Below are 14,763 nucleotides of genomic sequence, written 5' to 3' on the forward strand. Positions count from 1 at the left end.
GGGGCAGATCATCGCCTGAAGACCCCTCCCGGAAACCCCGCCTCGAAACCCCTACGGGGGATTCGTCAGTGGTGAAGCTTCAACCCTTGCGCTAAACTGGAACCGCAACGCCAAGCTCGGCGTTGACGGGGCGCAGATTAGCGCCCGGTCGGTCGCGTCGCGAACAGGAGAGAAGACCATGCCCGCCAGTTCCCCCGCCGCCAAGGAAGCCGACAAGGCCAAGAGCGCTACCCTGGAAGCCGTCGAGCACGCCGAACGCAGCTTCGCGCAAGCGGCTGACGTGGCGCGCGCCCAGCTGACCGAGGCGGCCAAGCGCGTCGAGAAGTCGGTGACCGAGGGCTTCGAGACCCTGCGCGCCCAGAGCCGCGCCTATTCCGACACCGCTGGCCAGCAGCTGGAAGACGCCCAGCGCTATGTCTCCGAGCGCGTGCGTGAACGTCCGATCACCGCCACCCTCGCCGGTCTCGGCGTCGGCGTGCTGATCGGGCTCCTGCTCGCCGGCGGCCGTAGCAACAACCGGTGATTTTCGAAAAGACCCTCATGACGCTCGCGGCGGCGGCGGCGATCGCCGCCGCGGCTGCCGTCAGCGTCGTCTCCGCCGCCTTCGCGATCTATGCCGTGCTGGTCCCGTTGGTCACGCCGGCTGGCGCGGCCGCCATCGTCGCCGCCGTCGCCGCCTTGATCGTGGCGATCGCCGGTATGATCGCCGCGCGCAAGGTCGAGGGCCATCGCTCGCACCAGGCGCCGCCGCAGGGCAGCGTCGACATCACTAGCCGGCTCGTGGAGATCGTCCGCGACCGGCCGATCATGTCGATCGGCATCGGCCTAGCCGCCGGGATCTTCGCCCTGAAGAACCCGACCTTAACCGCGGCCGTGGCCAAGGCCTTCCTCGATCCGAAGCCACCACAACGCTGATCGCGCGTTATTGAAGTCGCCGGACGCCGTCGAGCCTGCTCGGCGGCGTTTTGCATTTCCAGATTTCCTGGAAACCCCAAGTTTCAAAGGGAATTTCTCAACTAAAGTTGAGCGCCTGGACCCCTGGAAAGCGCTTACGCTTTCGGTCCGCGCGCTCTAGATCCCTTCCCGTGCGCGTTCCCCTCCTCCCCTCCACGGGAACGCCTTCCATGGAGTGAACATGTACAAGCTGCCGGACCTGCCCTACGCGTACGACGCGCTGGAGCCGACGATCTCCGCCAATACCCTGCGCTTCCACCACGACAAGCACCACGCCGCCTATGTCACGGCCCTGAACGGCCTGCTGAACGGCGACAACAAGGGTTCGCTGGAAGCGGTGATCAAGGGCGCCGGTCCGGGCAAGGTGTTCAACAACGCCGCCCAGGCCTGGAACCACGCCTTCTTCTGGGATGGCCTCTCGCCCACCAAGACCGCGCCAAGCGCCGATCTGGCCGCCGCGATCGAGTCGACCTTCGGCGGCCTGGACGCCCTGAAGGAAAAGTTCGTCGCCGAAGGCATCGGCCACTTCGGCTCGGGCTGGGTGTGGCTGGTCTCGGACGCCTCGGGCGCCCTGAAGATCATTTCGACCCACGACGCCGAGAGCCCGGTCACCCAGGACCTGACGGCCCTGCTGGTCGCCGACGTCTGGGAGCACGCCTACTATCTGGACTACCAGAACCTTCGGAAGGGCTTCCTGGAAGCCGTCTTCGACAACGTGATCAACTGGACCCTGGCCGACAGCCAGTACGCCGCGGCCAAGTCGGGCGGCCAAGGCTGGGCCTATCCGGCGCCGGAATAGGCAAGACACGTTTCCGGAACGCCCGGCGATCGGGGTGCGTTGTCCCTGACGGGGCGCCACCCGGCTTGGGCCGGGCCAACCGGAGACGCCAATGCTGAATTGGGCCGTGATCTTCCTGGTGATCGCCCTGATCGCCGCCGTCTTGGGGTTCACCACCCTGGCCGGGGCGGCGATCGGGATCGCCAAGATCGTCTTCTACGTCTTCGCCGTCCTGTTCCTGATTTCGCTGGTTCGCTACCTTTTCCGGAGCGGCAACGCCTCTTAGGACGGGACGAAGGAAGCGAGCCAACGGCGCGGCTTCGGTCGCGCCGTTTTCGTTTCAGCGCCAGGATTCAGCCCCGCCGGTCGAAAGCCCAGGTGCGCCAGACGTCGAACCGCCCGCGCTCATAGGCCATGGCCGCCACCCGCACGCAGCCCGGCTCGACCTCGATCACGTTGAAGCCCGGCGCCGCGCCCCGCTCGCGCAGGGACAGGGTTCCGGAGCCCACCGCCTGGGTCTTGCCGTCGCCGAACGGAATGGCGGTGACGAAGGGCAGATGGATATGGCCCGACAGGATGACGTCGGCCCCGGCCCGGACGAAGCGATTGGCCGCGTCGACCCCGCCATGGACCTTGGCCGTCATCGGCCCGCCCAGGATTTCCATCAGCGGGTGGTGGCAAACCACGACCTTGAGATCGCCAGCCGGCGCGGCGCGCAGCTCGGTGACAACGCGCCGGATCTGCCGCCGCGACACCGCGCCCTTCGACCAATTCCAGCGGACCTGGGCGGCGCGGGCGCTGTTGAAGGAGCTGACCGTGATCCCCGGCGCCCGCCAGGCCGCGCCGTCCTCCTCGCCGAAGCGGTTCGTGAACCGGCGCCAGGGCCGGGTGAAGCGCTCGAGCAGCTCGCTCGGCCCCACGAAGGGCGTGTCGTGATTGCCCGGGACGACGATCATCGGATCGGGCAAGCGCTTGAACCAGGCGGCGGCGGCGTCGAACTCGGCGACCTTGCCGTCCAGGGTCAGGTCGCCAGCGGCGACCACCAGGTCGGGCCGGGCCGCGTTGATCCAGGCCGTGACGGCCTCGATGGCTTCCTTGTTCTCGCCGCCGAAATGGATGTCGGAGACCTGGACCAGCTTCATGGTTCAGTCCTGATCGGGCGGGACCAGGGCGCGGAAGGCCTTGGGTCGGAAACGGATCGTCACCTCCGGGTCGAGCCGCGCGGGTTCGCCGTCGAAGATCGCCGGGATGCGCCCCCGGGCGCGCACCTTGCCGACGCGGCAGCGGCCGACATCAACGGACGGGTCCTCACGCCACTGTCCCCGCGCGGCGTTGAAGCCCAGGCGAAAGACATCGAGAGCGCTGGACGGGTCGAGGGCGGCGGCCTCTAGGGCCCGTTCCTCGGCGTCGAGCGCGGTGGAGACGAGCGGGCACATCAGGGTCAAGGCCTCGGTCTTACCCTCTGGGCGGCCGTCCAGGCTGAAGCGGAGGCGGCCCGAGAAGGCGCGCCGCATGGCCCGCCGGGCGCGGGCGACCGCGATGTCGAAGCGGCCGTCGCGGGCCGCCTCGCGGGCGGTGGCCCACAGCGCCGGGCTGCCCAGGATGGCGGCGACGAAGAACAGCCGGCCGCCGACCTCGCCGCCGGAAATCGTTCTGGCCTCGCCCCCCTCCAGGCAGGCCTTCATGGCCGTCTGCCAGTCGCGATCGCCATAGAGGGCGCGGGGCAGCATGTTCATGGTGCCGCCGGGCAGCGGCGCGATCAGCGGGCCGTCTGGCCCGGCCATCTCCGCGGCCGCCCGCGCCGTGCCGTCGCCGGCCAACACCAGCACCGCGTCCGGAGCGCCGTCAATCACGGCGCGCAGGCAGTCGACCAGCTCGCCGGGCTCCGGCGCATGGACGACGCCGGACACGCCGTGCTCGGCCAGCAGTCGCTCGGCGATCGCCGGGGCGTCCGGACCGACGGATCCGGAGGCGATGTTGGCGACGATATCGATACGCTTCACGCGTCCCCGCCTCTCGTGAAAATCAGTCGAGGCAACGGCTCCCCCGGGCCTATGGTTCCGCTTGGAAACGGAACCGCTGACCTTGGCGACCGTTTGCTGGAGCACGGGGACAGGAAGCTCGGAACGGAGAGCCAAGATGAAGACGACCATGATCGCCCTGATGGGCGTGGGTGTGCTCGCCGCGGCGTGCACCTCGACCGGCAATGTTGAACGCAACGCCGCCGGCGGCGCGGCCTTGGGCGCCATCGCGGGCGCGGTGATCGGCAACAACGTCGGCAGCGGCAGCGCTGGGACCGGCGCGGCGATCGGCGCGGCCATCGGCGGCACCGCCGGCGCCATCAAGGGCTGCCGCGAGGATGGCGGTTGCGGCTCGACCTCGGTCAATCGGCGCCAGTACTATGACGAGCGCGCGGGTCGGTACTACTATTACGACTCCCGCAGCGGTCGCTACTATTGGGAAGACGGCGCTCCCCGCTGATTGGCGGAAAGGCGACGGCGCCCCAGCAAAGGCGATCGGCCTGGCCGGTCGCCTTTTCTTGTGTTCGCGGTTCGAGACGGAGGGTTCGTATGAAGACGACGACGAAGATCATCTTCCTGGGGGGAGCGATCCTGGCCCTGGCGGGGTGCGCGGAGACGCAGGGGCCCTGGCGCACGGTGCGCAAGCCGGTCGCGGCGGCGCCGCTCGCCTGCGCCGACTTCCAGTCCTCGGTCTATTTCGAGCAGGACAGCGCCGCCCTGACCAAGGAAGCGCGGATGATCCTGTCCAGCGCCCAAGGGCAGGCGAAGGGCTGTGTGGTGAAGTCCGTTCGTGTGGTCGGCCTCGCCGACGCCGTGGGGGCCTCTGAAGCCAATCTGGTGCTGTCCAAGCGGCGCGCCGAGACCGTCAGCTCGGCCTTGGCCAAGGTCGGCTTCGGCAAGGTGGAGATCGACATGGCCGCGGTCGGCGACGCCGGCGCTGTTTCGGCCTCGGGCGCGGCCGCGCCGCTGCGCCGTCGGGCCGATGTGCTGTTCGACCTGGAAGCGCGCTGAGCCCACAGAAGAAAGGCGGGCCGGAAAGCCCGGTCCGCCAGAGTTCGCATCAACAAAGGGGGGTGCGAAGGCGGCAGGCTGGCTATCGCCAGCCTCAAGTCGGGGGGGCGTCGCCGCCTTCGCAAAGATGAAAACGACAAGTCGCGCGATGGGTTCCCGCCCCGCGCGATTTTTTTTGCACGCGATTTACAGCCGCCGGACGCACGCCCAGGGAACAGCCGCGCTCGCCCCGCGTTGAGAATCCAGGCGGTCAGGGAGCCGCCGGGGCAGGGGAGCAGCGTCGTGATCCGGACTTATCAAGCCCAGCATGGCGGTATGGTTTTCGTTTCGGCGCCCACGCGGCGTCAAAAGAGGATGCGCACGAGGATCACGGCCCTGGCCGTGATCGCGGCGATCGCCGCCTCCGCCGGGATGGTGCAGGCATTCAACGATCGCACCGTCCAAGAGCGGGCGTACGCGTCAAACACCTGGGCCCCATAGGGGCTCAAGCGACAGGAGGTAGGACACATGCCCGCCGACATTCATCATCACGCCGCGCCACGGCTGAACGCGACGCGGGCCCGTCAGGGTCGCTGGGGCCGGCACGTGTTCTGGGTGCTCATCATCTCGACGGTGCTGGCGGCCATGGCGCTGTTCGGCGCCTGGACGTTCCGCGCCAATGACCTGGCTTCGGTCGAGGTCAACAATGGCGCCAAGACGCCCGCCGAGGCTCAGCGCTACGACACCCAACAAACTCCGGCGCGTCAGACACCCTAGCGTCGTCGTGGAGTCCACGTATCGAGGGCGGCCTTCCGGGTGGAGGCCGCCCTTTTTCGTGGGGGATTGGGCGGATCTGGGACGCCCAAACGAAAACGACCTCCCCGAAGGGAGGCCGTCTCGTGGGATGGGATAGTCTCGGGAGTAAACGCTAGGCCGCCTTGGTGCGGTTCCGTCGGGGATGGAAGAACAGCGCCTGGCCGATCGCCGCCTTCACCGTTTCCGGCTGGAAGGGCTTGGTGATCAGGAAGGTCGGTTCCGGGCGCTCGCCAGTCAGCAGGCGCTCGGGGAAGGCGGTGATGAAGATCACCGGCACGTCCATCCGACCCAGGATGTCCTTGACCGCGTCGATGCCTGACGAGCCGTCGGCCAGCTGGATGTCGGCCAGGACGAGACCGGGCGTGCGACGGCTGACGGCCTCGAGGGCCTCGCCACGGGTGGCGGCGATGTCGGTGACGTCATGGCCCAGTTCGCGGACCAGGGCCTCGATGTCGGCGGCGATGACCGGCTCGTCCTCGATGATCAGGACGTCGGTGGCCAGTTCGGCGTCGATCTCGGCCTGGGCGTCGGAGATCAGGCGTTCCACCTCGCCGAAGTCGCAATCCAGGATCTGGGCCGCCTCGGTAGGGGTGAAGCCCTCGAGGGCGGTCAGCAGGAAGGCTTGGCGCGAGCGGGGCGCGATGCGCATCAGGCGCTGGGCGGCGTCGTCGCCGGCGGTGACGCCGTCGTCGCGGCGCGCTTCCAGCTGGGCGCCGGAGCTGAGCCAGATGGCATGGAATACGCGATACAGCGCCACGCGCGGTGACAGGTCCCCGTCCAGCGAGCGTTCGCCCGCCGCCAGGGCTTCCAGGGCCACGCGGACATAATGGTCGCCGGTCGACTGGTCGCCGGTAAGAGCGCGAGCGTAGCGACGAATGTAGGGTAGATGCGGCGCCAGCCGAGCTAGAAGACTCATGACCCCTCCCGATGCGGTGTCTTCGAAAAACTACTAACGCAAGGCGAAGCTACGCCGTTCCGTCGAAGTTCGATAACGTGCCCTCAACTGAGCGGTTCCGTGAAAGACGGAATTTTGACATCTTACGCCCAAGCTTATGGAACCGGGTACGGAAAACCACGTTGTCGTCTGGCGAAAAGACATTCGGCCAAAGGGGGCGGACGCCGATGCACTTCGGTGTCGAGGACATGATCGAACACGTACCCATGGAAGATAAACGCAAAAGCGCCGCGGCGCTCGACGAAGCACGCCTGCGTCAGCAGGCGATTGGCGTGAAGCTGCGGCAGATGTTCGACGAGGTCGTGAACGAGCCGGTGCCGGACGAGTTCCTCGACATCCTTCGAAAAGCCGAGCCTCCGAAGGGAGGTCGCTGAGCATGAGCCAAGAGCAAGTTGGCCGCTCTCCGCCGGATCCCGCTCGCGACAATATCTTCAAACGCGAACTGGTCACGCTGATCCCGCATCTGCGCGCTTTCGCCCGAACCCTGACCGGCGATCCGACGGCCGCCGACGACCTGGCCCAGGACGCCATGATGAAGGCCTGGGACGCGCGCGCCAGCTTTCAGCTGGGCACCAACATGAAGGCCTGGACCTTCATGATCCTGCGCAACCAGTTCTATTCCGAGAAGCGTCGCAGCTGGCGCCAGAGCCAGCTTGACCAGGAAGCCGCCGAGCGGACCCTGGTCGCGGTCGACGATCCAGAGGCGCCCGTCGCCCTCGACGAACTGCGCCTGGGCTTGGCCATGTTGCCGGCCGAGCAGCGCGAAGCCCTGATCCTGGTCGGGGCCGGCGGCTTCGCCTACGAGGAGGCGGCGGATATCTGCGGCTGCGCCGTCGGCACGGTGAAGAGCCGGGTCAGCCGCGCTCGCCGGGCGTTGCAAGCCATCCTTGAAGCAGGGGCCTATGACCGGGACGGCGGATCGGCGGGTGACGCCATGCACGCGATCCTGGCCGACGCGGAGCGGCTGAGCTCGCTACGGTGAACGCTATAGCCGGCCGCGCCGCGCAGGCCGTCAACTCAATCCGCGTCCGCCTGGCCATCGCCCTGTGCGTGGCCCTTCTGCCTGTGCTGATCCTCGGCGGGATGCAGTCCGTCTTCGCCTTCCGGGCGGAGGCCGATTCGCGCCGCCAGAGCCTTGAGCTCGCGGCCGGGCGCAGCGCCGACATCGCCCGGGCCCGCATCGAGGCGGCCGGCGTGCTGCTGCAGACCCTGGGTCCCGGCTCGGTCGGGCTGGAGTGCGCCCAGCGCCTGGCCGACGTCCGCGCGCGTCTACCCGGCTACGCCAACCTGATCCGCTTCGACGGGCGTGGCCGTGTGGCCTGCGCCGCCGCCACGACCCCCTACGACAACCAGCGCGGCGGCCGGCAATGGTTCCAGACCCTGCGCGACGGCGCCGAGATGGTCGTGGCCGCCGATCCAGGCGCGGTCTACGCCAACGAGCCCGCGGTGCTCGCCGCTGTCCGCGCGGGCACGCCGGACGACTTCCAGGGCGCGATGGCCGCCGTCCTCACCCTGGCGGATCTCAAGGTGAGCACGACCAGCCGCTTCATGCCCGACGGCGCGGAGGTCGCCCTGGCCGATTCGCACGGCCGGGTCTTCGCCGCGACCGATCCCAAGGCGTTCGGGCCTCCGCCGAGCGGCTGGCGGGCCCGCGCGACCAAGAGCGGTTCGGCCCTGTGGAACGGGCGGGACCTCGAAAGCCGCGCCCGCAACTATTCCGCCGCGCCCCTGGTCGACGACAATGTTTTCGTCATTCTCTCGGCCCCCGCCCCGGGGCTGGTGTCCTGGGCCTCGATCAATCCGATCTCGCGCCTGCTGATGCCGTTGCTGGCCTTCATGCTGGGCCTGGCGGCGGTGTGGTACGCGGCCGAGCGCGGGGTGATTCGCTGGATCGTCTATCTGCAACGGGTCGCGGCGATCTATGCCCGTGGGCGCTTCACCGTTCGCCCCCTGCAAGCCGAACGCGCGCCGCCCGAGATCCGCGAGCTGGCCGCCACCCTCGACGCCATGGCCGGGGCCATCGTCACCCGCGACGCCTCGCTGATGGACAGCCTGGCCGAGAAGGACGCGCTGATGCGCGAGATCCATCACCGGGTGAAGAACAACCTGCAGATCATCACCTCGCTGCTGAACATGCAGCAGCGGGCCCTGGCCGATCCGGCGGCCAAGGCGGCGATGAACGACACGCGTCAGCGCATCACCGCCCTGGCCCAGATCTACCGGGCCCTCTACCAGGGGCCGGACCTGAAGCGCGTCGACCTGCGGCCGTTCCTCGAGGAGCTCACCGCTCAGTTGCTGGCCAATGACATGAGCCATCTGGGCCTGGTGCGCACCGAGGTCCACGCCGATCCGCTGGTCATAGACCCGGACCGTCTGGCGCCCATCGCCCTGTTCGCCGTCGAGGCCATCACCAACGCTCAGAAGCACGCCTTCGGGCCGGGTGGCGGGACACTCAGCGTCGGTTTCCATGTGCGGGGCGAAGAGGCCGAGCTGTCGATCAGCGACGACGGGCCCGGCGCGGCCGACAGCGTGGGCGGCGGGGTCGGCCGCACCTTGATGACAGCCTTCGCTCGCCAGCTGCGCGGCAAGGTCTCGTTCGAGAGCCAGGAACCACGCGGCCTGACGGTGCGCCTGATCTTCCCGACCCCGCAGGTCACCGCCGCCGGAACCTAGCTGCGAAGCTCACGTTTCCTCGGGGCAACCATTCACACGCCCCCTCCTCTCCATCCCTCGGGGCGAATTGCGGAGATGACAATGCGTAAACTCATGATTCTCGCGGCCCTGGCCGCCAGTCTGTCGGTCGCGGCCTGCAACACCGTCGAAGGCGCCGGCAAGGACGTCTCGTCGGCCGGCAAGGCGGTGACCGAAACCGCCAAGGACGTGAAGTAACCACGTCCGACCTAGGTATTTGAAAAGCCCGCCAGTTCCGCTGGCGGGCTTTTCTCATTGCGGGGTCCGACAACTTGTTTCGCCGCTGCAACCTAGGGGCGTCCGGACGATATCGGGCTGAAAAACAGATGCGCCAAGTTGAACCCTTCCTTGAGGGGTCAGGGGCGCGTGCCGTCATCCGAGAACACCACCGTCTTCGTCCACAGCGGCTGGCGCTGCTCCAGCACCTATGTCTGGAGCCGGTTTCGCGCCCTGCCGGCCGTGCGCGCCTATTACGAGCCCTGGCATGAGCAGCTCGCGCGCCTGACCGCCGAGACGATCGGCGTCGAGACCCCCGAAAATAGCGGCCTTCGCCACCCGGGCGGGGCCACGCCCTATCTCCAGGAGTTCGAGGTCGTGCTGGACCCGGCGGGCGGGTTGCGGAACTTCGACGCCGGTTTCGCCCTCGACCGGTTCTGGATCGAGCCGGAAGCCAGCGATCTGGCCCAGCAGGCCTATCTGGAAGGCCTGGTCGATGCGGCGCGGACGCGCGGCGAGCGGCCGATCTTCGCCTGTTGCCGCACCCTGGGCCGGGTAGGCTGGCTGAAGCGCCGGTTCGGCGGCTTCCACGTGATGCTGGTCCGCGACCCGGTACAGCAGTGGCTGTCGTTCTATTCGTTGCGCCGCCGCCCTCGGCCGACCTATTTCGAGCTCTGCCACTATGTGCTGCTGTCGGAGATGGCCGGGTGCGCCGACATCTCGCGCGCGATCCTCGGCCACGCGTTCGGCGGCGAAGGGACCTTGCCCGAACGCCTCGCCATCGTCCGCCGTCACCTGAAGCGCGCGCCGGCCAGCGTCTCGTTCCAGGCCTTCCTGGCGGTCTGGCTGCGCTCGTACCTGAAGGCCCTGCCCGAAGCCGACCTGGTGGTCGATGTCGATCGGATGGCTCGCGACCAGGCCTATGCCCGTGAGATCGAGGCGGCGATCGAGCGCGGCTGCGGCCTTCGACCTGACTTCAGCGACTGTCGGACGCCGGCCCTGCACGGCGTCGCCCCACCGGTGGAATGGCGCAAGGCCGCCCGCGAGGTCGTCGACTTGATGGACCTGCATCAGGCGATCGTCGGGCCGGACGCGCCGCCGATCCTGTTCCGCAAGCTCGCGCCGGCCTTCGCGGCGGTGACGCCGGCGCCGGTGGGGACGATGACCAAGCTGGGTGAGGCCTTGGGCGGCCTGGTGGGTGGCGCGGCGGTGACCCGTGCCCCCACCAGAGCCCGCGCCCGCCAGAGCGCGCTCTAGTTTCCGGCAGGCTCTATGCCGCGGCGGCGGCGGCGCGGACGGACGGGTCGCGCAGGTAGATCCCGTTCGCGCCGGGCGCGGGGACCAGGACATCCTCGAAGTCGGACACGTCGTCCTCGGGATCCAGCACCAGCACGCCATCGGCCGGCAGCAGGCTGACCAAGGCCTGGACGACCCGGCCTCGCAGCGAAGCGTCCATATTGCCCAGCACGTTACGCAGCAGGATCATGTCGAAGCGACCCATGCCCGACAGGTCGGCCAGCAGGTTGATCCGCTTCCAGCGCACCATCTGCCGAATGCGGGGCGAGATGGCCCAGGTGTCGTCCTGGTTGTCGAAGTGCTTGATCAGCATCCGGATCGGCAGGCCGCGCTGGACCTCGAACTGGGTGTAGAGGCCGGCCTGGGCTTTCTCCAGGCAGCGCTCGGAGAGGTCGGATCCGAAGAATTCGAACCGCGTGCCGGTCGCCAGGGCGCTGGACTCGGCGGCGGCGATGGCCAGGGAGTAGACTTCCTGGCCGGTGGCGCAGGCCGCGCTCCAGATCCGGATCGGCGCCTCGCGGCGACGCTGCGACAGGGCCGGCAGGACCTCGTCGCGCAGGGCGGCGAACGTCTCGCGTCCGCGGAAGAAGGTGGTTTCGCTGCGGCACAGGGCCTCGACCACGGCCCAGATCAGGCGCTCCTCGCGCTTGGCGCGGAGGGCCGCGATCATGGCCTCGATCGAGTCGTAGCCCTCGCGCCTGGCCAGCGGCGAGAGACGGCTTTCAACCAAATAGGGCTTTTCGGTCTCGACCCGCACGCCGGCGCGAGCGCGGCCCAGGGCCGCCAGCAGGTCCATGTCCTCGGGGGTCACAGCAATCCCGCCTCGGCGAACTTCGCCTGGATGATGTCGCCGTCGAACGGCTTCATGATGTATTCGTCCGCGCCCGCTTCCAGGGCCGTGCGGATATGGTCGGCGCTGTTCTCGACCGTGCAGAAGACGACCTTGGGCGCGTCGCCGCCGGGCTCGGCCCGCAGTTGGCGGAGGAATTCGATGCCGTTCATCACCGGCATGTTCCAGTCGAGGAGCACGGCGTCAGGCATGGCCGCGCGACACCACGCCAGAGCCTCCATGCCATCGGCGGCCTCGGCGATCTCGAAACCGATGTCCTCTAGGACTCGGCGGGCGACCTTGCGGATCACCCGGCTGTCGTCGACCACCAGACAGGTCTTCACGGCATGCTCCAATCCAGACCGCCACCATGGGGCCTTCTGGTTAAGGAGCGGTTTGCCGAAACACGGTTCCGACGACGGAAAACGCGGTTTTTAGGCAGGAACCCACGCGGCGATGCTGATGCGTTCCTCGCCCACCTCGACGGCGACCTGGCCGCCGGCCGCGCGCACCAGGGCGTGCAGATAGGCGGCCTGCACCCACGGGCCGCCCAGGCCCTCGGCCAGGGGTTCGCCCTTCAGGCCGGAAAGCACCTCGGGGCGCAGACGCGCGCGGGGACCGATCGCCTCGGCGATGATCGAGAAACGCCCCTCGGCTTGGGTCCCCCTGACCGTGGCCACGCCGCCGGCCGGCAAGGCGCTGGCGGCGATCTGGGCGATGTTGAGGATGGCGCGCGAGGACGGCTTGTTCATCGCCTGGGACTCGATCTGCCAGTCCAGGGTCGGGCGCACGTGGGCGAAGACGCCCTGGGCCAGCTTTTCCAGCTCGCGGGAGTCGAAGTTCTCGGCCGAGGCCGAGGCGCCGAAGGCCACGCGGGTGAATTGCAGCAGATCCGCCAGCTTGCGGGCCGACGAGGCGATCAGGCTCATGGCGTCGTCGCGCATGTCCTGCGCGGACGGATCGTCCAGCAGATCCAGGCCCGAGACGATGGCGCTGGCCGGACTGATGAAGTCATGACACAGGCGCGCGGCCAGCATGGCGGCGAAGTCAGGTCCGTTGACGTCCGTTTCGGGGGACGCGGCAGGGGCGGTCTCTGGGACGGAGTCGGTCATGGCGGCGAACTTTGGCGTGATTTGAGGCTTTGGCAAACTGCGGCAGCCGTTTACAGGGGGCCCGTCATGGATCCGTTTCTAGAGCCGGGCGTCCTCGTGCGCCATCCCGACCAGCCCGATTGGGGCCTGGGACAGGTTCAATCCGTTATCGGACACCGTGTGACCGTGAATTTCGAAGAGGCCGGCAAGCAGACCATCGACGCGACGCGCGTGCGGCTGGTGTACGTCGGCGACGACCCCCGGGGACAATGATGAGCACCGAAAATCTCGCCGCCAAGGACCTCGCGGATTGGGGCTCGACCCTCGCCAAGATCACCGAAGAAGCCGCCGTGGTCATCCTGCCGTTCTGGAAGACCGAGCTGGCCGTGGCCCAGAAGGCCGACGAAAGCCCGGTGACCGAAGCCGACCGCGCCGGCGAGCGCCTGATCCTTCAGCGCCTGGCCGAGATCTTTCCCGACGTACCGGTTATCTCCGAGGAGCACGCCAGCGAGTTCGGCACGCCCGAAGCTATCGGGCCGCGCTTCTTCCTGGTCGACCCGGTCGACGGCACCAAGGCCTTCGTGCGGGGCGATCCCAACTTCACCGTCAATATCGGCCTGATCGAGAACGGTGTCCCGGTCGCCGGCGCGGTCTGCGCCCCGGCCACGGGCGAGGTGTGGTTCACCACGGCGGACGGCGCGCTGAAGCGTACGACCTCTACCGGCGTCGATGCTCCCGTGAGCGTCCGCGCCTGGCCGACCGGTAAGGCGCTGGGCCTGGTCAGTCACACCATGCGCGAGGAGAAGGCGGCCGAGCTGGCCGCCGAATACGGTTTCGACCTACGCGCGCCGATGGATAGCTCGATCAAGATGTGCCGCATCGCCGAGGGCTCGGCCGACATCTATCCGCGCCATGGCCCCACGTCGGAGTGGGACACGGCCGCCGCCCACGCCGTGCTGGTCGCGGCCGGCGGGACCTTCACCCAGCCCGACGGTTCGCCCTTCACCTATGGCAAGGCCGACCAGAGCTTCCGCAACGGCTGGTTCGTGGCGCGCGGCGGCTAGGCTGCAAATCCTCCCCCCAGCGGGGGAGGTGGCCGAAGGCCGGAGGGGGAAGTGCTGCAAAGCCTGCTTTTCCCCCTCCGTCGTCTCGTCGAGCCGACACCTCCCCCGCTAGGGGGAGGATTTTGATCTAAGGCACATCCTCGACCGCCGCCTCGGCCGGGGTCGTCAGGATCGTCCCGACGGACGCCGCCACGATGGCGGCGATGGCCAGCCATTGGGTCAGCACGAGCCGCTCGTGCAGGATGACCAGCCCGGCCAGCGCCCCGACCGCCGGCTCGGCGCTCAACATGACGCCGAAGCTGCGCTTGGGGATGCCGCGCAGGGCGATCATCTCCAGCGAGTAGGGAATGGCGCTGGACAGCACCGCCACCACTAGGCCCAGAACGATCAGCTTCGGCTGAAACAGCGCCACGCCCGCCGAGGCGATGCCGATCGGCGCGACGATCAGCGCCGCCGTGCTCATCCCCAGGGCCACGGAGCGGCCGGCATGCAGGTGGCCGACCCGCTTGCCCAGGATGATGTAGAGCGCCCACATCACCGCCGCGACGCAGGCGAAGCCGACGCCGACCGGGTCGAGACGCGTGGCGATGGGATCGATGGGCAGCAGCAGGCCAAGGCCCAGCACGGCCAGGCCGATCCAGACGAAGTGAATCAGCTTGCGCGAACTGGCCACGGCCACGGCCAGCGGTCCGACGAACTCGATGGCGATGGCCAGGCCCAGCGGGATGGTGCGGATGGCCATGTAGAAGCAGAGGTTCATCACCCCCATCACCGCCCCGTACATCGCCACCTTGCCGAGGTCGGCGCGCGATAGCGGGTGGTTCCAGGGCCGCCAGACAGCCAGCAGGATCAGGGCCGAGAAGCCGACCCGATAGGCGCTGACCCCCTGGGCCCCGACCAGCGGGAACAGCGTCTTGGCGAACGAGGTGCCGACGCACAGCGTGACGATGGCCCCGAACAGGGCCGCATACGGCAGGAGATGCGGACGGGAAACGGAGCTGGACATGGCTCCGTACTTAGGGGGCGTGGGCGGAGGCCGCCACCCTGGATCCTCCCCCGCTA

At 68.5% G+C, this 14,763-nt stretch carries 21 protein-coding genes and 1 pseudogene; 15 read left to right on the forward strand and 7 right to left on the reverse strand.

The genetic code is table 11. The annotated features are described in order from the left end of the window. Positions 1-178: 178 nt before the first annotated feature. The 4 genes from AC1RRV_RS07780 (at position 179) to AC1RRV_RS07795 (ending at position 2,018) form a co-directional block, all read left to right on the forward strand. Complete coding sequence (locus AC1RRV_RS07780; protein ID WP_492859022.1) at positions 179-523, forward strand: hypothetical protein; 345 nt, start codon at positions 179-181, stop codon at positions 521-523. Beyond that, positions 520-915, forward strand: coding sequence for a hypothetical protein (locus AC1RRV_RS07785; RefSeq protein WP_492859023.1), 396 nt, complete (start codon positions 520-522; stop codon positions 913-915). The genes AC1RRV_RS07780 and AC1RRV_RS07785 overlap by 4 nt, the downstream gene beginning before the upstream one ends. A gap of 220 nt (positions 916-1,135) precedes the next feature. Then, positions 1,136-1,753: a superoxide dismutase gene (locus AC1RRV_RS07790; protein WP_492859024.1), complete on the forward strand. Its 618-nt coding sequence runs from the start codon at positions 1,136-1,138 to the stop codon at positions 1,751-1,753. A 91-nt stretch (positions 1,754-1,844) separates the two neighbouring features. Next, entirely contained in the window at positions 1,845-2,018 is a 174-nt protein-coding gene (locus tag AC1RRV_RS07795) for a DUF1328 domain-containing protein (RefSeq protein WP_492859025.1), read from the forward strand. A 67-nt stretch (positions 2,019-2,085) separates the two neighbouring features. On the opposite strand, the gene AC1RRV_RS07800 is transcribed toward AC1RRV_RS07795, so the two are convergent. Both AC1RRV_RS07800 and AC1RRV_RS07805 read right to left on the reverse strand, forming a co-directional pair. Then, positions 2,086-2,874, reverse strand: coding sequence for a metallophosphoesterase family protein (locus AC1RRV_RS07800; RefSeq protein ID WP_492859026.1), 789 nt, complete (start codon positions 2,872-2,874; stop codon positions 2,086-2,088). Positions 2,875-2,877: 3 nt separating this feature from the next. After that, on the reverse strand, positions 2,878-3,735 hold the full coding sequence (locus AC1RRV_RS07805; RefSeq protein ID WP_492859027.1) for a diacylglycerol/lipid kinase family protein: 858 nt from the start codon (positions 3,733-3,735) through the stop codon (positions 2,878-2,880). Between the two features lie 136 nt (positions 3,736-3,871). Here AC1RRV_RS07805 and AC1RRV_RS07810 point away from each other — a divergent pair, with 136 nt between their 5' ends. The 3 genes from AC1RRV_RS07810 (at position 3,872) to AC1RRV_RS07820 (ending at position 5,520) form a co-directional block, all read left to right on the forward strand. Further along, positions 3,872-4,213: a YMGG-like glycine zipper-containing protein gene (locus AC1RRV_RS07810; protein WP_492859028.1), complete on the forward strand. Its 342-nt coding sequence runs from the start codon at positions 3,872-3,874 to the stop codon at positions 4,211-4,213. Between the two features lie 89 nt (positions 4,214-4,302). Continuing rightward, positions 4,303-4,764 (forward strand): OmpA family protein, encoded by a 462-nt coding sequence (locus AC1RRV_RS07815; protein WP_492859029.1) that lies wholly within the window; start codon positions 4,303-4,305, stop codon positions 4,762-4,764. A gap of 507 nt (positions 4,765-5,271) precedes the next feature. Then, the gene (locus AC1RRV_RS07820; protein WP_492859030.1) at positions 5,272-5,520 is read left to right on the forward strand and encodes a hypothetical protein; all 249 of its coding nucleotides are present in this window, start codon (positions 5,272-5,274) and stop codon (positions 5,518-5,520) included. Between the two features lie 151 nt (positions 5,521-5,671). Here the strand turns inward: AC1RRV_RS07820 and phyR are convergent, their stop codons facing one another. Then, positions 5,672-6,475 (reverse strand): anti-anti sigma factor/receiver protein PhyR, encoded by an 804-nt coding sequence (phyR, locus tag AC1RRV_RS07825; RefSeq protein ID WP_492859031.1) that lies wholly within the window; start codon positions 6,473-6,475, stop codon positions 5,672-5,674. Between the two features lie 227 nt (positions 6,476-6,702). Here phyR and nepR point away from each other — a divergent pair, with 227 nt between their 5' ends. From nepR to AC1RRV_RS07850, 5 genes are all read left to right on the forward strand, one after another. Then, positions 6,703-6,888, forward strand: coding sequence for an anti-sigma T factor NepR (nepR, locus tag AC1RRV_RS07830; protein ID WP_492859237.1), 186 nt, complete (start codon positions 6,703-6,705; stop codon positions 6,886-6,888). Between the two features lie 2 nt (positions 6,889-6,890). After that, on the forward strand, positions 6,891-7,496 hold the full coding sequence (locus tag AC1RRV_RS07835) for a sigma-70 family RNA polymerase sigma factor (protein ID WP_492859032.1): 606 nt from the start codon (positions 6,891-6,893) through the stop codon (positions 7,494-7,496). Continuing rightward, positions 7,493-9,187, forward strand: a complete 1,695-nt coding sequence (gene phyK, locus AC1RRV_RS07840) for a sensor histidine kinase PhyK (RefSeq protein ID WP_492859033.1) — start codon at positions 7,493-7,495, stop codon at positions 9,185-9,187. Before AC1RRV_RS07835 ends, phyK begins: the two co-directional genes overlap by 4 nt. Positions 9,188-9,268: 81 nt before the next feature. Beyond that, positions 9,269-9,403: an entericidin A/B family lipoprotein gene (locus AC1RRV_RS07845; protein ID WP_492859034.1), complete on the forward strand. Its 135-nt coding sequence runs from the start codon at positions 9,269-9,271 to the stop codon at positions 9,401-9,403. 168 nt (positions 9,404-9,571) lie between these two features. Beyond that, positions 9,572-10,678: a hypothetical protein gene (locus AC1RRV_RS07850; protein ID WP_492859035.1), complete on the forward strand. Its 1,107-nt coding sequence runs from the start codon at positions 9,572-9,574 to the stop codon at positions 10,676-10,678. Between the two features lie 13 nt (positions 10,679-10,691). On the opposite strand, the gene AC1RRV_RS07855 is transcribed toward AC1RRV_RS07850, so the two are convergent. The 3 genes from AC1RRV_RS07855 to chpT form a co-directional block, all read right to left on the reverse strand. Further along, positions 10,692-11,528, reverse strand: coding sequence for a CheR family methyltransferase (locus AC1RRV_RS07855; protein WP_492859036.1), 837 nt, complete (start codon positions 11,526-11,528; stop codon positions 10,692-10,694). Beyond that, positions 11,525-11,902, reverse strand: coding sequence for a response regulator (locus tag AC1RRV_RS07860; protein ID WP_492859037.1), 378 nt, complete (start codon positions 11,900-11,902; stop codon positions 11,525-11,527). The genes AC1RRV_RS07855 and AC1RRV_RS07860 overlap by 4 nt, the downstream gene beginning before the upstream one ends. Before the next feature lie 78 nt (positions 11,903-11,980). Continuing rightward, positions 11,981-12,658 (reverse strand): histidine phosphotransferase ChpT, encoded by a 678-nt coding sequence (gene chpT / locus AC1RRV_RS07865; RefSeq protein WP_492859039.1) that lies wholly within the window; start codon positions 12,656-12,658, stop codon positions 11,981-11,983. 66 nt (positions 12,659-12,724) lie between these two features. Here chpT and AC1RRV_RS07870 point away from each other — a divergent pair, with 66 nt between their 5' ends. From AC1RRV_RS07870 to AC1RRV_RS07880, 3 genes and pseudogenes are all read left to right on the forward strand, one after another. Beyond that, positions 12,725-12,910 carry a DUF3553 domain-containing protein gene (locus tag AC1RRV_RS07870; protein ID WP_492859040.1) on the forward strand — a complete coding sequence of 62 codons (186 nt, stop codon included), beginning with the start codon at positions 12,725-12,727 and terminating at the stop codon, positions 12,908-12,910. Beyond that, positions 12,910-13,701 (forward strand): 3'(2'),5'-bisphosphate nucleotidase CysQ, encoded by a 792-nt coding sequence (gene cysQ / locus AC1RRV_RS07875; protein ID WP_492859041.1) that lies wholly within the window; start codon positions 12,910-12,912, stop codon positions 13,699-13,701. Before AC1RRV_RS07870 ends, cysQ begins: the two co-directional genes overlap by 1 nt. Positions 13,702-13,715: 14 nt before the next feature. Then, a pseudogene (locus AC1RRV_RS07880) lies at positions 13,716-13,823 on the forward strand (hypothetical protein); the annotation flags it as partial. Between the two features lie 5 nt (positions 13,824-13,828). Here the strand turns inward: AC1RRV_RS07880 and AC1RRV_RS07885 are convergent. Then, positions 13,829-14,707, reverse strand: a complete 879-nt coding sequence (locus AC1RRV_RS07885; RefSeq protein WP_492859042.1) for an EamA family transporter — start codon at positions 14,705-14,707, stop codon at positions 13,829-13,831. Positions 14,708-14,763 lie beyond the last annotated feature (56 nt).

The sequence above is a fragment of the Caulobacter sp. GW821-FHT11E10 genome (assembly GCF_058808375.1).

Coding starts and splice junctions, on each gene's coding strand:
- cysQ (WP_492859041.1), top strand. CDS start 12,910: ATGAGCACCGAAAATCTCGCCGCCAAGGACCTCGCGGATTGGGGCTCG.
- phyR (WP_492859031.1), bottom strand. CDS start 6,475: ATGAGTCTTCTAGCTCGGCTGGCGCCGCATCTACCCTACATTCGTCGC.
- chpT (WP_492859039.1), bottom strand. CDS start 12,658: ATGACCGACTCCGTCCCAGAGACCGCCCCTGCCGCGTCCCCCGAAACG.
- AC1RRV_RS07885 (WP_492859042.1), bottom strand. CDS start 14,707: ATGTCCAGCTCCGTTTCCCGTCCGCATCTCCTGCCGTATGCGGCCCTG.
- AC1RRV_RS07780 (WP_492859022.1), top strand. CDS start 179: ATGCCCGCCAGTTCCCCCGCCGCCAAGGAAGCCGACAAGGCCAAGAGC.
- AC1RRV_RS07790 (WP_492859024.1), top strand. CDS start 1,136: ATGTACAAGCTGCCGGACCTGCCCTACGCGTACGACGCGCTGGAGCCG.
- AC1RRV_RS07835 (WP_492859032.1), top strand. CDS start 6,891: ATGAGCCAAGAGCAAGTTGGCCGCTCTCCGCCGGATCCCGCTCGCGAC.
- AC1RRV_RS07800 (WP_492859026.1), bottom strand. CDS start 2,874: ATGAAGCTGGTCCAGGTCTCCGACATCCATTTCGGCGGCGAGAACAAG.
- AC1RRV_RS07870 (WP_492859040.1), top strand. CDS start 12,725: ATGGATCCGTTTCTAGAGCCGGGCGTCCTCGTGCGCCATCCCGACCAG.
- AC1RRV_RS07810 (WP_492859028.1), top strand. CDS start 3,872: ATGAAGACGACCATGATCGCCCTGATGGGCGTGGGTGTGCTCGCCGCG.
- nepR (WP_492859237.1), top strand. CDS start 6,703: ATGATCGAACACGTACCCATGGAAGATAAACGCAAAAGCGCCGCGGCG.
- AC1RRV_RS07795 (WP_492859025.1), top strand. CDS start 1,845: ATGCTGAATTGGGCCGTGATCTTCCTGGTGATCGCCCTGATCGCCGCC.
- AC1RRV_RS07820 (WP_492859030.1), top strand. CDS start 5,272: ATGCCCGCCGACATTCATCATCACGCCGCGCCACGGCTGAACGCGACG.
- AC1RRV_RS07815 (WP_492859029.1), top strand. CDS start 4,303: ATGAAGACGACGACGAAGATCATCTTCCTGGGGGGAGCGATCCTGGCC.
- AC1RRV_RS07845 (WP_492859034.1), top strand. CDS start 9,269: ATGCGTAAACTCATGATTCTCGCGGCCCTGGCCGCCAGTCTGTCGGTC.